Annotated in this window: 15 protein-coding genes; 6 read left to right on the top strand and 9 right to left on the bottom strand. The window is 60.2% G+C overall.

Translation table 11 applies throughout. From position 1 onward, the window contains the following. Positions 1-269: 269 nt before the first annotated feature. Both VM621_RS19625 and VM621_RS13405 read right to left on the bottom strand, forming a co-directional pair. Positions 270-479, bottom strand: coding sequence for a DUF6896 domain-containing protein (locus VM621_RS19625; RefSeq protein WP_414674533.1), 210 nt, complete (start codon positions 477-479; stop codon positions 270-272). Then, positions 466-921 (bottom strand): hypothetical protein, encoded by a 456-nt coding sequence (locus tag VM621_RS13405; protein WP_325469471.1) that lies wholly within the window; start codon positions 919-921, stop codon positions 466-468. The genes VM621_RS19625 and VM621_RS13405 overlap by 14 nt, the downstream gene beginning before the upstream one ends. Before the next feature lie 1,512 nt (positions 922-2,433). On the opposite strand from VM621_RS13405, the gene VM621_RS13400 reads away from it, so the two are divergent. Together VM621_RS13400 and VM621_RS13395 are read left to right on the top strand one after the other, a co-directional pair. Next, positions 2,434-6,390 (top strand): RHS repeat-associated core domain-containing protein, encoded by a 3,957-nt coding sequence (locus VM621_RS13400; RefSeq protein ID WP_325469470.1) that lies wholly within the window; start codon positions 2,434-2,436, stop codon positions 6,388-6,390. A 341-nt stretch (positions 6,391-6,731) separates the two neighbouring features. Then, positions 6,732-7,097 carry a hypothetical protein gene (locus VM621_RS13395; protein ID WP_325469469.1) on the top strand — a complete coding sequence of 122 codons (366 nt, stop codon included), beginning with the start codon at positions 6,732-6,734 and terminating at the stop codon, positions 7,095-7,097. Between the two features lie 190 nt (positions 7,098-7,287). Here the strand turns inward: VM621_RS13395 and VM621_RS13390 are convergent, their stop codons facing one another. Next, positions 7,288-7,632, bottom strand: coding sequence for a hypothetical protein (locus VM621_RS13390; RefSeq protein WP_325469468.1), 345 nt, complete (start codon positions 7,630-7,632; stop codon positions 7,288-7,290). Positions 7,633-7,877: 245 nt separating this feature from the next. Between VM621_RS13390 and VM621_RS13385 the strand changes: the two genes are divergently transcribed. Next, on the top strand, positions 7,878-8,648 hold the full coding sequence (locus VM621_RS13385; RefSeq protein WP_325469467.1) for a hypothetical protein: 771 nt from the start codon (positions 7,878-7,880) through the stop codon (positions 8,646-8,648). Between the two features lie 54 nt (positions 8,649-8,702). Here the strand turns inward: VM621_RS13385 and VM621_RS13380 are convergent, their stop codons facing one another. Further along, entirely contained in the window at positions 8,703-9,335 is a 633-nt protein-coding gene (locus tag VM621_RS13380; protein WP_325469466.1) for a TetR/AcrR family transcriptional regulator, read from the bottom strand. 123 nt (positions 9,336-9,458) lie between these two features. On the opposite strand from VM621_RS13380, the gene VM621_RS13375 reads away from it, so the two are divergent. Continuing rightward, positions 9,459-10,466, top strand: a complete 1,008-nt coding sequence (locus VM621_RS13375; RefSeq protein WP_325469465.1) for an SDR family NAD(P)-dependent oxidoreductase — start codon at positions 9,459-9,461, stop codon at positions 10,464-10,466. Positions 10,467-10,604: 138 nt separating this feature from the next. Continuing rightward, entirely contained in the window at positions 10,605-11,351 is a 747-nt protein-coding gene (locus VM621_RS13370; RefSeq protein ID WP_325469464.1) for an SDR family oxidoreductase, read from the top strand. Positions 11,352-11,506: 155 nt separating this feature from the next. Here the strand turns inward: VM621_RS13370 and VM621_RS13365 are convergent, their stop codons facing one another. Further along, the gene (locus VM621_RS13365) at positions 11,507-12,379 is read right to left on the bottom strand and encodes a LysR family transcriptional regulator (RefSeq protein ID WP_325469463.1); all 873 of its coding nucleotides are present in this window, start codon (positions 12,377-12,379) and stop codon (positions 11,507-11,509) included. Positions 12,380-12,499: 120 nt separating this feature from the next. Between VM621_RS13365 and VM621_RS13360 the strand changes: the two genes are divergently transcribed. Continuing rightward, positions 12,500-13,294 (top strand): SDR family NAD(P)-dependent oxidoreductase, encoded by a 795-nt coding sequence (locus tag VM621_RS13360; protein WP_325469462.1) that lies wholly within the window; start codon positions 12,500-12,502, stop codon positions 13,292-13,294. A 358-nt stretch (positions 13,295-13,652) separates the two neighbouring features. On the opposite strand, the gene VM621_RS13355 is transcribed toward VM621_RS13360, so the two are convergent. The 4 genes from VM621_RS13355 to VM621_RS13340 form a co-directional block, all read right to left on the bottom strand. After that, on the bottom strand, positions 13,653-14,276 hold the full coding sequence (locus VM621_RS13355) for a hypothetical protein (RefSeq protein ID WP_325469461.1): 624 nt from the start codon (positions 14,274-14,276) through the stop codon (positions 13,653-13,655). Positions 14,277-14,366: 90 nt separating this feature from the next. Then, a complete protein-coding gene (locus VM621_RS13350) occupies positions 14,367-14,789 on the bottom strand; it encodes a hypothetical protein (RefSeq protein WP_325469460.1) in 423 nt (140 codons plus the stop codon). Positions 14,790-14,836: 47 nt separating this feature from the next. Continuing rightward, a complete protein-coding gene (locus VM621_RS13345; RefSeq protein WP_325469459.1) occupies positions 14,837-15,934 on the bottom strand; it encodes an asparagine synthase-related protein in 1,098 nt (365 codons plus the stop codon). 564 nt (positions 15,935-16,498) lie between these two features. Beyond that, positions 16,499-16,663 carry a hypothetical protein gene (locus tag VM621_RS13340; RefSeq protein ID WP_325469458.1) on the bottom strand — a complete coding sequence of 55 codons (165 nt, stop codon included), beginning with the start codon at positions 16,661-16,663 and terminating at the stop codon, positions 16,499-16,501. Positions 16,664-16,783: the final 120 nt, after the last annotated feature.

Genomic DNA, 16,783 nt, shown 5'->3' with positions numbered 1-16,783 from the left:
CTATCATCTGACGGTGTTGCGGACTTGGACGAGGATTGCGCAACATATGGCGCGCTTTCACACCTGCAACGCCGAGATTCTGTTTCCAGGGAAGAAAGCCCTATTTTCAAGCTGTGAATCTATGCAACGGGCGACCTAAGTTACTAAGAATGCGAACACATGTGCCTGTCGACATCGGCCCTGTTCCCGGGATATCGGGACCTGTGTCGCTTCCCGCTTAACCATGTCACCTTGCCGTTTAACCGTGTCACCCCGTCAAACCATGCCACCTATTTCCAGGTATTCGCACTTCGTGCTGCCTTCAATCGATGCTGAACGCAGGCTCGCCGCCCGTTCTCGCCGAAGTCAAAATCGACAGCCCAGTCGCTTCCCTGGACGTCGCAGCCATAGCCGTGCTTCTGATAAGGAACGCCGTCGCCAAGCTCACCTCTTAGGCCAAGGTGTAAAACGGCATGGCGCAGGTAATCACGGCAAGCCAAGCAGGCTCTTGAATCCGCTCATGGCGACTTCCTTGCCCAGCGCGCGGACGACCTTGCCAGCGAGGACGAGCGCCTCTGACTGGTCGTCCTCCCATTCAATGTAAGCGTAAGTCCCGGTCTTGAAGGCGAAATGGTCGCACATGCGCCGGAATTCCCTGCGCCGGGCCTTCTCCGGCATACCAAAGCCGAGCAGGTCGACGTACTGCTTCAGGGCCTCGGTCGCCAGCATGCGCCCCTCCACGATCCAGGTCTCGCCCGCGCTAGGATGGCGCAATTGAATGAGTCCCTGCGCATCCTCCGCCTCGCTATCGCCGACGACATCCAGGGTAATGCCCGTGGCGAGTTGACGCGCGCGACAGGCTTCGACACCGTATTCCATGGCGTAGAGCGGCAGCAGGCTGCCAATGAATCGCACAATCCGTTCGCTCTGGCTGCGTTCCACGTAATGTCCTTATACGCGCCGAAAACCGGCGGTGATCATTCTTCTTTGTTTTAAAAGTGTGCCATAACCCACGGAAAAATATACATAACACTACGAATTTAAGATGGCGAATAATGGCAGTTATTCGCTATCATGGGGTCGTCGGCGCATTGGGTGCCCATTCCGGACTCACGAATGTCTGACGTCACTGCCCTTCCCCGCTCCCTTACGCATCACGTGCAGGCCCTCACCGCAATTGCGACAGTCCGCGGCGGCGCTCCTAACGCAGTACCGAGGTTTGCTTGGCCATCACGTCTTTCCTGACGCGGACGATCTGAAACTCGTGCGAGCCCTTCAAGCGAAATCTGATCCGCGCCTCCGACTGGTGCCTGTCCTCGGTCTGCTCCCCGGCACAGTGCAAACGGGCCGTCGGCGGCGGTTTCTCCGATGGGCGCATCAGAGCATCTGGAACCCTGCCACTAGAGCCTGGCAGCCAGTCGCTCCGCATCGCAAGGAGAGGCTCCTGACAGAAATCGGCGCCGCCCTAAGCCAAGAAAATGAAGGTGGTACGCTGCCGCACCGAACGAGGCGACTGAAACTGCGTCGTCTTCGCCCTGGTCGGTGAACGACCCGGCGCTGAAACAAATCGCCGCGTCATCGGTGCTGTATGCCGACTTAGCCAATTCGACGCAGTCAGCGTCGCAAGCCACCAATTTTGCCGGGGATTCTCACAGACGGCGTGGGTGTGCAGGGGCTTGACGAACTCACCGGCGGGTAGGAGGGAAACTCTACAATCTCGTATCCATACGGAGGACCCCCACCAAGCGTTATGCAGTGGGCAACCGAATGCGTGTAGGAAAAGCCCTACGCATTGTGGCGGAATCCCCCTACACCGTCCGCCGAAAAATTACGAGCACAATCGGCTAACTCAGTATCTGGGTTTGCCGCCCCGTCCACATGGAACCGGTCACCGCGTCATTTAGCTCAAGCTTTCCCTTGGCAACGGGAAGTTTTTGGTTGCAACGACTGGATCGGCGAACACTAGGCACGCGCAATTCCCCCGGTTCTCCCCCGCCATAGCTCTTGCTGTGTGCGTCGTCACATGTTTGCAATACAAGGATGACAATGCACCTCCATGTCACGACTGTCGCCTCGAGATTGGTAGCCGGCTATTCCCCGTTGGGGTTATTAGGCAGGCTCCTGCTATTGATGGTTCTTGCGCTATTTACGGTAGGCCCAGCGCTGGCCACGCCGCTGCCGAAACAAGGCCCTCCCTACTCGTCAGCGGCCTGGAGCTTCCAGGGGGCTTGCAAAGATAACTCGTCCAACTACAAGGTACAGGGCCCGCCAGAGGCAACTATCGACGGAGCCGTCGCTGATCTCGAGGCAGATGTCAGGGGCTGCATAAGCCAAAACTGCATCTTCAACGTCCAAAATCCTCCTCCTCCGGGATACGGGTCCGCCATCGCCGCCGTCGTGCAATTGAGCGGGACCTGTTCCGGACCCATATCGATTTATGCCACGGTATACCCCGTGGATTCGGGAGACGGCGGGCCCAACGGCGACGGCGAAGGCCATCAGAAGGATGATTCCACTCCAACTGCCGGCGATCCAGCGAATGCGCAAACAGGGGCTAAAATTCTGCAAGCGACGGACTATTCCGATACCCCGTGGCTGGAGTTCAGCCGCTTCTACACCAGCAGCGACACTCCCTTCGTTGCCCATATCGGAAAGCAGTGGCGCCATAGTTTTGACCGGTCACTACAGCTGCTCGGAAATCCGGTCTCCACCGCGGTCGTGTTGCGGCCCGATGGTTCAACTATTACTTTCTTGCGCGCCAACGGTACTTGGACCAGCAGCGACTCCACCGCCCAGCGTTTGAGCGAGTCCACGGACGGGTCGGGTATAGTCGTCGGCTATCACTTGTTCGTAACGGCCTCGCGCCACGACGAAGCCTATGACACGTCTGGGAAGTTGGTCAGCGTCGTCGATCCGGCCGGACAAGGCATCGCGCTAACCTACAGTGACGCTTCCACACCGACTACGGTTGCCCCCGCCGCTGGCCTCTTGCTCGGCGTCGTCGATAAGTCCGGCCGCGCGCTCTCGTTCGTTTACGACAGCGCCGGACGACTAGCGACGCTTGGGTTACCGGATGGCACTAGTGTCGCTTACACCTATTCAAGCGAAGGTTCTCTAGGTTCGGCGACCTACGCGGGAGGGCAGTCGATCAAGTACTTCTATAACGAGTCTGGGTTGTTCAGCAGCACTTCTCTGCCGTTGCTGACAGGCATCGTCGACGAGACGGGAAATCGCTATTCGACCACCGCCTACGGTAGCCAGCAGCGAACGGTGAGCATGAGCTTCAGTGGCGGCTCGAACGGTACGCAATTTGCCTACAATGCCGATGGCACCACGACGGTGACCTCTGCCTTGGGTAACCCGACAATTCTCTCCTTCGCATCGGGCACCGTCCTCAGCCGCTTGGCGTCAGTGGACAAGGCCTGCAACCCGGGTTGCGCTGAGCCGTATCAGTCCCGCACCTACGATACCGTAGGGAATCCGGCGACCACGACCGACTTCTTGGGTCAGGTAACCGAGACTCGCTACAACAGTTACGGACAGCTCACATCGAGTATCGAGGCCAAGGGTACGGATAGCCAGCGCACCACCACTATAACGTGGGACGACACGTTGCGAGCGCCCACGCTCACAACGATCGCCGACAAGAATGGTGTTATCGCGAAGAAAACAGGGTGGGCTTACGATGCTTCCGGGAAGGTACTGGCACGGTGCGAAGTCGATGCTGCTTCGGCGCCTAGCTACGCTTGCGCCGCCACCGGGACCCTGCCTGCGGGCGTCCGTCGTTGGTCGTTTAATTACTGCACCGGCACCGAGACCGGCTGCGCGCGCGCTGGGTTACTGAAGTCCGTTCAGGGACCCCGTACAGACGTTGTCGCAGCCACCACTTACGGCTATTACACCGATACAGCCACCACCACCTGCGGAACACCCGGCAGTGCGTGCCACCGCCCCGGTGATATCCGTACCGTGACGGACGCCCTAGGCCATGTCACGACGTACGTTTCCTACGACGCGGCGGGCCGTGTGACCCGGTCGACCGACGCTAACGGGACGGTGACAGACACGACCTACACGCCTCGCGGGTGGATAGCAACGCGGACGGTGGGTGGCGCGAAAACGACCTTCGACTACATGCCCTACGGGGCAGTGGCGAACATCCAAGACCCGGACGGCGTAACGCTGACTTACTCCTACGACCAAGCTCACCGCCTGACCAAGGTTACGAACAATCTAAACGAGTCTGTCGTTTTCACCTTGGACGCAGCAGGAAATATCACGAACGAGACCGTCACTAACGCGAGCGGTGCCACAGTGCGCGCGCGCAGCCAAAAGTTTGATGCCTTGGGCCGGCTGACGGCCATGATCGATGGCTTGAACAATACGATTCTTCACGCCGATACAGCGTCCAGCTATGACGCCAACGGCGAGATGGTCCTGAGTTCCGACGCCAATGGTATCCAGCGCCAACGAGGTCTGGATCCGTTGCGCCGACTTGTGAGTACTGTCCAGAACTACAGCGGTTCTGACGCAGCAACGAAGAACACCGCGAATACAATAGCTTACGACGCGATGGACCATGTGGTCGGCATTACCGATCCAGGCGCACTGAATACGCTCTACACCTATGACGGCCTCGGAAACCGAACTTCTCTCCAGAGTCCCGACACGGGTACGAGCAACGACACGTTCGATGCGGCGGGCAACCGCCTGACGCATAAAGATGCGAAGGGGGTAGTGGCTACATCGAACTACGACGCGCTGAATCGCCGGGTTTCCTTGTCCTATGTGGATGCCACCCTGAATGCGTCTTACAAATACGATGAGGCTAACAGCCTCACTGGCTGCGCTGCGTCGAGCCCCATAGGTAGGCTGACTCGGATTGTCGAGAATGCAGTCACGACCACGTACTGCTACGACGGCCGCGGCAACGTCATCCAGAAAAAGCAGCTGCAGGGCACAACTACCGACGTCACAACGTACGCATATACGCTTGGAGATCGCCTTACAAGCGAGGTCACTCCCGATTCGACGTCGGTGACCTACACGAGGAACGCGCTGGGTAACATCACGGCCATACGGGTTGCACCCGCAGTCGGCGCGTCGGTAACGGCAGTGTCTGCTGCGACGTACCTCCCTTTCGGACCGGTTCTCAGCTACACGCTCGGCAATGGGCAGGTCATTACGCGCACATACAACGCGAACTACGCGGTGACCGATGTCGTCAGCCCGGCCCTGGCACTGCACTTCTCGCGTGATGCGATGGGAAATATTTCGGCGATAGGAAATGCGTCAGGGGCAAACCCTGCAACAGAGGCCTTCGGATACGACCCGCTCTACCGACTGACCACCGTCACCGACGGAGCGACAGCGGTGGAAGGGTTTACCTATAATCAAACCGGTGACCGCCTTTCGAAGACCGGTACCGGGCTAGCGACAGGAAGCTACATCTATACGAGCGGAACCCATCAGTTGAACGCGACGGGCGCCGCCTCGCGAGCCAACGATGCCAACGGTAGCACCACCGCGACCACCGTTGCCGGGCAGGTCTACGGTTTCGGCTACAACGGGCGGGGGCGGCTCACCGTTGTCCAGGCGAGCGGCCAGACCGTGGGAACCTACACCTACAATGTGCTCGGCCAGCGGGTGCTCAAGGTAGCGACGCTGCCCCAAGCGACTACGCAGCGCTACGGGTACGACGAAAACAACCAGCTGATCGGGGAATACACCTCGACTGCGAAACGCGACACCGTCTGGATGAGCGACATTCCGGTGGCGGTGGTCGACGTCAACGGGACAACGTCAGCAGTCAGCTACATCCATGCGGATCATCTAGGTACACCGCGAGCCGTCACCAATAGTGCCGGAACGATCATCTGGACGTGGGCGTACAAAGGAAATCCATTCGGTGAATCTTTGCCTACCGCTACCGCTGGCTTCACCTTTAACCTCCGTTTTCCAGGGCAGTATTTCGATGCGGAAAGCGGGCTGCACTACAATGCCCATCGGGCGTATGAGCCTGCTACAGGACGCTATCTGGAAAGTGACCCCTCGGGCTTGAAAGGCGGCATCTCCACCTACCTTTATGCAATGGGCCAACCGACGCTCCTGACTGATCGCTTGGGCCTTGATCCAAAGGACAACCGACACTTGCCGTATTACCCTTACGGGATGTTTACCGATCCTGCTCAGGTCGAGTCGTACCCGAGTGGCCCGGGCGAAGAGGGTGAGTACCCGTATCCAATGTCGGATTCTGGCGGTCTCGGACTTGGCGTTGGTCTGGCGGCCGAGGTGGGTGTCGGCTTGAGTTCCTTGAGCGCTGGGATAATAGTTACGGCCTTTGTCGAAGCCACGAATCACACGGATTATGCCAATGAGCCCTATGTTCAGCACACGATGCCGCGACAATGAGAAAAAGCCATGAAGAAGCATATTAGATGGATCATCTTGCCTCTATGGGTAGTGTTCGTCTTCGCAGTGATCGTGCCATTGACGCCCGAAGTAGTGGCTGCTTTCTTGATTGGCGCGGGCACTGTTTTCATAATGAGGGCCACTTCACATTATTTGCACTACGGCAACGAGGGGCTGAAGTTTTGGCGTTGGCGTCATCAGCCAGATCCCCGCGATATAAGCGACCCCTGAGTGGTATCGAGCGGCGATGAACAGCTTCTCATGTCGGCTAAATTCTATGCATCGTGGCCGGTTTATCCGGCTCAACGTCTGCCTCAGTCATTTATCGAAGGACGCGCACTATGAAAAGGTTTCGCTTTCTTGGTGTCACTTTACTTCTGAATCTTGCGGCGATCGGGCTTGCGCAGGCGCAGCCCTACGGAGATGCCTTGCTTCTCCCCCCAGCCCCCACCGTGGTGACGCTCAGCGGTACGCTGGATATCCATGGCGGAAAGATTGTTCTTGTGCTCGATCAACCGGTCGCGCTCCAATCCACGGATCGTCATTCCATTGATGTCGCGAGTCAGTCGGAGATTGAAGTGATCGGCGTGGCTGCGCTAGTCAAGGATTTCCATCCGAAACACGTCACAGTCAACGGGACGCTGGGGCGCGGAGTTCAGGGTGGCGCGCTCGCGGTCACGGTACAACGCTTGCAAGATACCAAATAGGTCATTCTGGCCACGGTCGTCTTCGGAAACGATGAGCGTAACGGGTCGTCCGATCGCGGGACAATCCGCGCTAGGCCCGTCCGACGATCAGCCGTGCATCGTTCTTGTCAGAAGCTCCACGTCGTATCGCAAGAACGCCGTCGGACACCTCCCAGCCCCGACGGCGCAAAGCGGCGCATCGCGTCGCGGATTAGTGTTTTTGCTTGCGGATGTGCGAGCTATCCTTGTTGAGGGACCTGTTGAGGTTGTGCTTCTCAGCCTTGGTGAAGTGGCCACCATGGGTGGCTTCGTCGCGGCTTTCACGCTGCGCGATGTTCGCGTCGCGCTTTTCGTCGCGGGCCGCCTGCTTGCCATTCATCGTGCCATTGGCTTCACCGTTGGCAATACGATTCTGTTGGTTGTCCAGGCGCTGGTTGACTTCGTTGACGCGCGGATGGCCAGGCACTGGCGCAGCATCCTGAGCCAGCGTCGGGCCGGCGGCCAGAGCAGTACCGACGAGCATGGCAGTCGCTGCAAGCACCGATTTGATGGTCATGAACTGAGCCCCGTTTGTTTGCGTGGATGGGATATCCGTGAACGAGACGCTGGCATGGCCGTTGACGCGTACCACTCAGGTCGGGGAGCGTGGTTCATCTCGCAGTCAGACGGCAAGACTGGACTGACAAAGGCGTTCAGCACTTCCCTGCCCGGGCTCGCCCCCGCCTTCTTGAGCATGTCGATTTCGGTCCAGCTCAATCGACGTCTGAATATGGCGACCTCCGCCATCCAGGAGAAACCAAAATGGCGACCTATACTCGAAACCGTATCATCGGCAGTCTCCCGACACGTCGCGTCGGTCACGCAGCTGTGTTTGCGGCGTCTCTGCTGCTCGGCCTGGCCAGCGGGTCGCTGAACGCGAAAGACAGTCGAGGGATGGCGCCGATCGACGCCTACCTGTTGGACCGGGCGACAGAAATCAGCTTGGCCAGGAGCGCCGCCCCGGCGGCGATTTCCAAAGATGCGACCGTCCTGATGCTGACGCGTACGGGCTACGAAACGGCGGTCAAGGGAACCAACGGCTTCGTTTGCTACGTGGGCCGCGGCTTCGGCGGCGCTCCCGATTGGCCCGAGCGCTGGGACACCAGGATCCTCGCCGCCGCCTGCGATAATCCGCCAGCGGTGCCCACGATGACGGCCCTCCTCAAGCTGCGCACCGCCCTTACGCTTGCAGGTAAGACCGACGTGCAGATCATGGATCGCATCAAGGCGGCCCTTCGGACTGGGGAGATTCCGCCGCTCGCAGCCGGGGCCATGTGCTACATGATGTCGAAGAACGCGTACCTGTCCGCACAGGGCGAACACAACATGGCGCATGTCATGTTCTACGTGCCCACCGGGGACGGCACGACCTGGGGTGCGAACCTGCCAGGTTCACCCGTGATCGGCGGCAACTACTGGTATCTGCTTCCGGGCCATGACGCCGACATCGCGACACTTCCGCCCATCTCGGTTTTTCTGGTCGCGACAAGCACGTTCTCGGACGGCACTCCGGCAGGTCCCCACGCCATGTAAGCCATGGCACTTCCAGCGCGAGGCGGCCGTGTTCCCGCGTCCTCGTCGCCGGCATCAACCTGCTGGCGTTTCCATGCCACGCCGCGGCAAGAGGACTAAGTCCGCCGCCTCCGCGGCGTCCGTGAGTAGCACCGCGCGGGGCGTGCCCATCTGTGCACGCATTGTCAGGCCTCGGCCAAGGTCGAGCACCTGGCTCGCGCGCGTGGCTACCGGAAAGTCAGGCGGAATTTCTCCCGTGCTTATCCCGTCGCAGAAACGACGTTCTACAAGGGCCGCGCCGGCACCTACGGCGTCTTTCAGGAACTGCCTGACTTCAGCATCGTCCACGAGTGGCGCGACGCACACCAAGAGACATCCGGGGGCGGATCCTTCCTCGGTCGCAGATTCCACGGCGTGCCTCAGAAAGCCGACCAGCGACTCGCGAAGCGTCGGCGGCGAGAAGAGCGCCTTCGCAGCGCGAGCGCCCTTTGCCTCTGCGTAAGCCCGGAGGACACGCAAGAACAGCGTCCGCTTGTCTCCGAAGACGGCATACAGGCTCGGCCGACCCACACCCATGCCTTCGACGAGATCCTCGATCGTGACGCCGTCGTAACCCTTCGATCGAAACACCCGGGTGGCCTTTTCCAGAGCGTCCCTCTCGTCGAAGCTTCGCGGACGTCCCCGCGGTTTGGCGGCATTTTGAAACATTTAGTTCGAAAGTCCTTGACCACGATCTTGGGCCAATATAATTTAACTAAATAGTTCGAAAATGACAAGGCGACTTCCCACCCGACGGGTCCGTCGCCCCTTCCCCTCACCACGGAACCACCCATGGACCACTCGATCGCTCTCGTCACCGGCGCCACCTCGGGGCTCGGCCATGCGGCGGCCCGCCTGCTCGCTGGAGAGGGCTGGCACGAGATCGTCGTCGCCGGGCGGAGCTTGGCCGCGGCACAGCAAGCGGCCGCTCATCTAGCGGCTGAGAACAAAACAGTGATCTTCACGCCACTGGCGCTGGATCTGGACGTGCCAGCCAGCGTTCAGTCCGCCCTCGACTCGCTCGTCAAGCAAGATCGGCCGATCGATTTCCTGCTGCTCAATGCCGGGATGGTCCCTGGCAAGGCGCGCGTGCTTACGGCGGCGGGCGTCGAGGCGGCTCAGGCCCCGCTGATCGGACATCATCAACTGACTATCGGGTTACTCCGCGCCAAGCTGCTGAGTCCCGACGCGCGGATTGTTATCGCAAGCGCAGAGCCTGCCCGAGGCGGCGTGCCCATGTTCACCTACACCGATGCGCCTGCCTTCGCGGCCAAATACTTCCGGGGTGACCAAACCGCCGCTGTTGAAGCCCTGATTCGCAACGGCCCGCACGTGAAGTACGCGCCCAACAATGCGTATGCCGACGCGAAGCTCAATGTCGCTTGGTGGGCCGCGGCGCTGGCGCGCCGGCTACCCTCCGGCATGGCCGTATACGCGGTCTCGCCCGGTGCGTCGAACGCCACCAACGTGGCGCGAAACGCTGGCCCGTTGTTGAAGTATCTGATGATTCCGATCGTGAACCTCATCCCCGGCATGAATCAGACACCGGAGACTGCGGCTCGCCGCTACCTCCAGGCATCGGCGTTCGGAACCGACGTCTCTGGGAAATTCTTCGCCTCGGCCCAAGGGAAGTTCTCGGGCCCGATGGAAGTGCAGCTCCAACCCCACCTTCTCGATGGCGCCAACCAGGAAGCCGCCTGGCAGGCCGTCGTCAATGTCTCCGGCGCCGACTTGCCTCACCCGGAATGGCTGACGGAGGTGTCGGAAGGAGCCCCGATTGCGGCTGACCACTTCCGGTAAACCGAGTCGGCAGGCAATTGCGGAGCCCCATACGCGTTCGTGGGCTCTTCGGCATCTGGCCAGGGACGTGGCACCCCATTATCTAACCAACTAGTTCGAAAACAACAAAGCGACCCGAGCGTCGTGAGGAGCATATGCATGGAACGGTATCAAGGTAAAAAAGTGGTCATCATCGGCGGCACGAGCGGCATAGGTCTCGCGACGGCGAAAATGCTCCTCGATGGGGGTGCTCGCGTCCTTGTGACGGGGCGGTCCCAGGCCGGCCTGGACTCGGCGCAGAAAGAGCTCGGGAATGGTGCCCTCGTCGTGTCGAGCGACGCGCGGTCCTTGACGGACATCGACGCCCTCGCCTCTCGGGTGAAGGCCGAGTTCGACACGGTCGACCTGCTTTTCGTCAACGCGGGGTTCAGCGCCTTCGCGCCGCTGGAGAGCATGACTGAGGCTGTCTACGACGATATGTTCAGCCTGAACGCCAAAGGACCGTTTTTCGCGGTGCAGAAACTCGCGCCGATGATCACTCGCGGCGGTTCCGTCGTCTTTACCACCTCAACCGCAAACATCAAGGGAATGCCCATGATCGCCGCTTATGGTGGCGCCAAAGCCGCGATGCGGTCGTTTACTCGGATGTTCGCCGCTGAGTTTCTTCCTCGGGGGATTCGCGTCAACGCGGTGTCGCCCGGTCCCATCGAAACACCGATCATCGGCAAGGCTTTCCCCGATAAGGACACTGCCGACCATCTTACCGGGCAGATGCGCGAGGCCAATCCGATGAAGCGCTTCGGCACGTCGGAGGAAATCGCAAAGGCCGTCCTCTTCCTTGCGTTCGATGCGACCTTTACCACCGGCGCCGAATTTCCGGTCGACGGGGGTTGGTCGCAACTCTGAGCGTCGCGCGCCGCCGATTTGGAGGCTGAGACGAGTTCGCCACCTGCTTAGTCGCGCACGGACCTCGAGTTTGGTGACGCGCGGATTCGTCTTACCTTCCCTGCCCCGTTTGAAGATTGGGTGCCCAGATGTTTGGGCGACTCGACGCCTCGTACCTAAATACGCAGCGGTATGGCTTCTGCGAAGAAATCGGTGACTCGACGCACGCGCGCCGGGACAAACCGGCGTCTCGGCCAGACGACGCTTATGTCTCTGGCGTCGCCCATGAATTCGTCGAGAATCGTGATGACGTCCGGATGTCGCAGATCGTCGGTAAGAGAGAGCTTGGTAAACAGGCCGATTCCCACACCGGCCAGAACACCAGCCCGGATCGTCTCGACACTGTTGGAGGAGAGATTTCCGCGCACGGACACGCTGAATCGACCTTCCGGTCCTACGAAAGGCCAATGCGTCGACTCCGACAAACCGCGATATAAAAGGCAGTTGTGATCGGCGAGTTCGGCGGGAGTCCTTGGCATGCCGTGTTGCTCGAAGTAGCGACGAGATCCGACACATACGAGGGGAGTGCTGGCTACGCGCCTGGCGATCGCATCAGGCTCGTTGACGGGGCCTACCCGGATCGCCAGATCAATCCCATCGTCGACCATATCTCGCACCAGGTCCGAGAGGATGAGATCCACCTGAAGACCAGGATGGCGTAACAGGAGGTCGGGGATGAGCGGCAAAACATGAAGACGGCCGAACGTAGCCGACGCAGCGATCCTGATGAGACCCGAGACGCTTTGCGTGCTGCTGGCCAGTTCGTTGTCGGCGTCATCCATCTCGTCGAGAAGCGGTTTTGCCCGATCGTAATATCTCTGCCCCTGATCCGTCAGGGTTACGCTGCGCGTGCTTCGGTTGAATAAGACCACGCCGAGGCGCCTCTCGAGCGAACCGATGGCCTTACTGATGGCGGACTGGGAATCGCCGGTTCTACGAGCGGCGGCGGTAAAACCACCTGCTTCAACCACAGCGATGAAGGCGTTCAACTCGTGGAATCGATCCACCCCATTCCCCCTTGGAATTAATGTTATGGCAATTTACGCCATAATCATCGATTCCGACATCACTCACAATTCGACTCTCTCAACAGTTGAAGGAATGGTGTGATGAATATCGATCTTACTGGCCGCAAGGCGGTCGTCACCGGCTCTACGGCAGGTATCGGCCGAGCCATTGCCGAAGGGCTGGCGCGCGCTGGCGCTGCGGTGGTGATCAACGGCCGCACCCAGGAAAGAGTCGCTGCAGCGCTTCGCGATTTGCGCGAGCTTTTCCCAAAGGTCGAGTTCACCGGTGTCTCCGCCGATCTGGCGACCCCGGAAGGTGCGGCGGACTTGTTCGCGCAGGCGCCGGACGCGGACATTCTCGTCAACAACGTGGGCACGGGGCGCCCGAAGCCTTTCTTCGACATTGGCGACAGCGAGTGGATCGATCTCTTCGAGCTGAACGTCATGAGTGGCGTTCGCGCCGCCCGCCACTATGTGCCGAACATGACGAAGCGCGGCTGGGGGCGTGTCGTCTTCATCAGTAGCGAGTCCGCGCTCGCGATCCCCAAGGATATGATCGACTACGCCATGACCAAAACCGCCCAGCTCGCCATTGCGAGGGGCTTGGCAGAGGAAGTCGGCGGAACGGGCGTCACCGTCAATTCGGTGCTCCCTGGTCCGACGAATTCGGAGATCATGAGCGGTTGGATGAAGGCGGCCGCGGAAGAGCAAGGCATCACGCAACACGAAGCCGAGCAGCAGTTCTTGAAGACGCTGCGCCCGACATCCCTCCTCCACCGCTTCGCGACGACCGAAGAAGTGGCAAACCTGGTCGTCTATGTCTGCTCGGAGCAGGCGTCGGGAACGACGGGCACTTCCTTGCGTGTGGACGGTGGTGTCGTTCGGACCATTGCGTAGACGACCCGTTCGGTGTGCGAAAGCCCACCGTCACCCGCTTGCAGACCGCCCTGCCGGCGGGCCCCTCTGGGACGCCTCCGGTTCCCTCACACGGATCCCACTCCCAAAATCACTCGACGTTGCCTGCGGTTCCCGATCTCACACCCGCCACTCCCGAGTGCGCCACCACATGACATCGCCCCCCGGTCAGGCTTACCGTTCCTTTGGCAGCCATCTATTTACGTAGCGCCCACGCTGAAAGATGCAGCGAGCGAGCAAATAGACTCTCTGGCATAGACCAAAGGGTGTAGTCGATGGCGAAGGCGCCATGCATGAAGCTGGTCGAGGATCCTTCATCTTCGACTGACGCGCAAACGCGTCACCGATCGCCACGTAAAAGGAGCCAGCGACCGGCCAAAGCGCTCCAGAGCGGATACATCGAACAACCGATCAACGTGCCTATGGCAAGCGCAAGGTGGACGATCCCGTTCGCCCGCTCCGTCCCGGGAGGAGTCGGATCATCGTCGGCAATCGGACCGTGCAGGATCGCCGGATCGACGAACAGGGCGTAGCCGATGGGGAAAACACTGATCAATAGCAGACCGCCCCCTGCCACGATGCCCAGTCTCCGCAGACCTGGTGGTAAACCCGTGGCATTCTGCCGGCAGACGACGATGAGCCACCCCCCAAACGCACCCTGGGGAATCATGTAGAGCACATCCGCAACGACTTTGACGAAGCTCAACGACAGCAGGACAACGATCAGGGCGAGAAACGCAACGGCTGCGACGACCGTTCCCCGGCTCGATCCCGGCGAATGCTGGCGAGCCATTGCGTCCAGCGCAAGGGTGAACGGAATCAGGCAGAGAGATTGAAGAATGATCGCGGCATCATGGCTTCTAAGAAGGATGTGAGAGGTTTGCGGGTCCGAAGGTCTCATCACCAGGAACACGATAAGGCATGCAAACGCCGCGATTCCGAAGACGCCACTGACGATCGCCATCCGGCCGGCACGTCGATTCCCCGATATAGGACTTACCGTGAAAGGCTGCATTGTCATCCTCGATGAGGTCGTGATCCTCTATCGAAGTATTCACCTTGCTTGAGTCAACTTGAAGTAGCCAAGTGGAGTACTTCCCCCCATTCCAAAGGCGAAGTAGTCGCCGCTGACCGAAGGTCCTTCTAGCGGGCCCTTCAGCAAGAGGTACGCATCGCACCACTCGTTGCGACCAATCGTCAGCTGCTTATCTTCTATTCGATATGAGAGTGGGTCAGAGGTCGGGAAGAAACTATCGTCTCGAGTCGTCGCCGAAACGACCTTTACGACCTTCCACTCGCCACCCAAGCAGGATGGCGCTTGTTCGTCCGTGAACTCCACATCGAGGGTCGCAACGACCCGGTGTCGAGGATTCTCGACGGACAGGGCCCACTGGCCGGGAAGATCGCTACTGCACACTGCACTGGAAACGAGGACAGTCGATGCAATGAATATCGATATAAGAAGTGATTTCGTCATGAGGTCAAGCTCCTAATGAAACGTACCCAGATGTATCACTTTCAGCCTCACGAGCCCGCCTGACGCGCGCACCGTTCCAACCAGAGAAACGACGCAAACGCCGACGTGGCCGGATGCGAGCGGCTTTCGGCAATGGTCTTCAGCAGGGCGATCACCGCGCTCCGATCGATCAGCCCAAGATCGGCCAGCGCGCACTCCTTCAATTGTGTGGCCAGCACGCCTGCGTGACGTGCCACCAAAGGCGGTAAGACATCGGCGAATGTTTCCTTCAGATAGCCTTTGGGAAAGACATCCCCGCCAAGATGGCTCTCGAGATAGCGCCGCATGACCTCCCTCCCCTCACGACTGCTCCGTGGCAGCCGGTGGCATACGTAGGCAAGGCGTGGATCACTCAGGGGATGAACTGGCCACTGTCCATGCTTTAGCAGATCCGGCGCGCGGCATGCGTTTGCCAGCAGCGATGTCACGGGCACAGGACTTGCCGGTGCATCGAAGAGTGGCCGGGTGTGTGCCGCGGCCAGCGCGCGTGGCGTAAGCAGGTCCTCCGCATAGCTGCGGGCATCGCGTGCCCACATCGGCCCCTTGGCGGCACCGACGGAAATCTCATCGAGGTAGGCAGGGAACAGCTCATCCCCTCCAACGCCGGTGAAGAGCGTATGGCGCCCTTTGTCGCGCGCCGACGCCCATAGCGCCGAGCACGCTTCCAGGTAGAACTCGCGGCAAAAGCCGTAGGGTTCTTTCGGTGCGCTCAGGTCGAGGCTGGGCGGAAACGCCGTGATATCGATGGCATGATCGGAAAGGCGGAGCCGCTCGGCCATGATCTGCCGGCGCCGCACCTGTGGGGCGCGCACCTCGCCGTCGAGCAGGATGCCCTTGCTGTCGATGTCGTTGTGAAGGCGGGCAAGCGCCACGGCGACCGTCGCCGAATCCATGCCGCCGCTGAGTTCGAGCGATACGCTACCGTCGAGCCACGGCCGCGACGACACGGCGCGCTGCAAGGCTTCGGAAAACCGCGGCAGCATGTCCTCACCGTCGTCCGCCTCGGGGCTGCCCTCCTCCATCGCCTCGGGATAGCGAAAACGTGCCCTGCCTGGCTCCAGGTGTAGCGACGCGCGCTCGGTGAGCAACACCACGCCGGTGTACAACTGCCGGGCTGCATAGGTCGTGTGCAAGGCCAGCTGATGGCTCGCGACCTCCATGTCCAGCATGGCCGGCCGATCGGCGAAATCCGCCGAGTCCCAGGATACCTTGAGCCGATCATCCGTGGCCCTGCAATAGACAGGCGCCGTGCCAAGCATGCCGGCACACATGCGCAACCGATGCCCTGCCTGGGCGACCTCGATCATCACATAATCGAGTGGCCAGAGCAGGCATTCCTGATGGAGCGAGCGATACGTCGTTTCATCCGGGGCATCGACGACAGAAAAAGGCCCATGCGCGCCGCCAGCGGAATCGGCAACGCGCTCCCTGACCATGATGAACCATCGGCCCGGCGCCTTTACCCACCGTGTCTCGAGCATCGGATGGGAATACGGGACCACACGGCTGGACCCTATCGCCAGGTGATCGTCATGCCACGCGGGTTCCAATGACAGATCAGCTAACGCGATATCGGCCTTGATCACCGGCGAACTCCCCTCAAGAAAAAGCCGCCTCGTTAACGAGGCGGCTTCGGTGTTTTATGGTAGACCGCGACAATGCCCAGGGACTCAGCCCCAGTCGCCACCACCGTGCGTGGAACCGATGCGGCCGATATCACCGACATCATCGATCTTCGGTGCCCACTTCGCTGCCGTGGTGCCAAGCTGCAACGGACCTTCGATCTGTACACCGAAGGGATTGGCGTCGTGCATCAGCTGGTCGCGCTTATCCATGAGAACGCTCCGAAGTTTGTAGGCCGCCCTATGCGGCTCGTCGAACCTAGCACAGCCTTTCCAAGGGGCGACCGCCAAGCACTACGCAATTTCGGTACGCCTCGCCTTACCGCGGCCGAC

Origin of the sequence: Luteibacter sp., from assembly GCF_035539195.1 — a bacterium.
GTDB lineage: Bacteria > Pseudomonadota > Gammaproteobacteria > Xanthomonadales > Rhodanobacteraceae > Luteibacter.
This window is presented reverse-complemented; position numbering and strand designations above follow the sequence as displayed.

Coding starts and splice junctions, on each gene's coding strand:
- VM621_RS13350 (WP_325469460.1), bottom strand. CDS start 14,789: ATGACGAAATCACTTCTTATATCGATATTCATTGCATCGACTGTCCTC.
- VM621_RS13355 (WP_325469461.1), bottom strand. CDS start 14,276: ATGGCGATCGTCAGTGGCGTCTTCGGAATCGCGGCGTTTGCATGCCTT.
- VM621_RS13380 (WP_325469466.1), bottom strand. CDS start 9,335: ATGTTTCAAAATGCCGCCAAACCGCGGGGACGTCCGCGAAGCTTCGAC.
- VM621_RS13360 (WP_325469462.1), top strand. CDS start 12,500: ATGAATATCGATCTTACTGGCCGCAAGGCGGTCGTCACCGGCTCTACG.
- VM621_RS13395 (WP_325469469.1), top strand. CDS start 6,732: ATGAAAAGGTTTCGCTTTCTTGGTGTCACTTTACTTCTGAATCTTGCG.
- VM621_RS13385 (WP_325469467.1), top strand. CDS start 7,878: ATGGCGACCTATACTCGAAACCGTATCATCGGCAGTCTCCCGACACGT.
- VM621_RS13340 (WP_325469458.1), bottom strand. CDS start 16,663: ATGGATAAGCGCGACCAGCTGATGCACGACGCCAATCCCTTCGGTGTA.
- VM621_RS13375 (WP_325469465.1), top strand. CDS start 9,459: ATGGACCACTCGATCGCTCTCGTCACCGGCGCCACCTCGGGGCTCGGC.
- VM621_RS13390 (WP_325469468.1), bottom strand. CDS start 7,632: ATGACCATCAAATCGGTGCTTGCAGCGACTGCCATGCTCGTCGGTACT.
- VM621_RS13370 (WP_325469464.1), top strand. CDS start 10,605: ATGGAACGGTATCAAGGTAAAAAAGTGGTCATCATCGGCGGCACGAGC.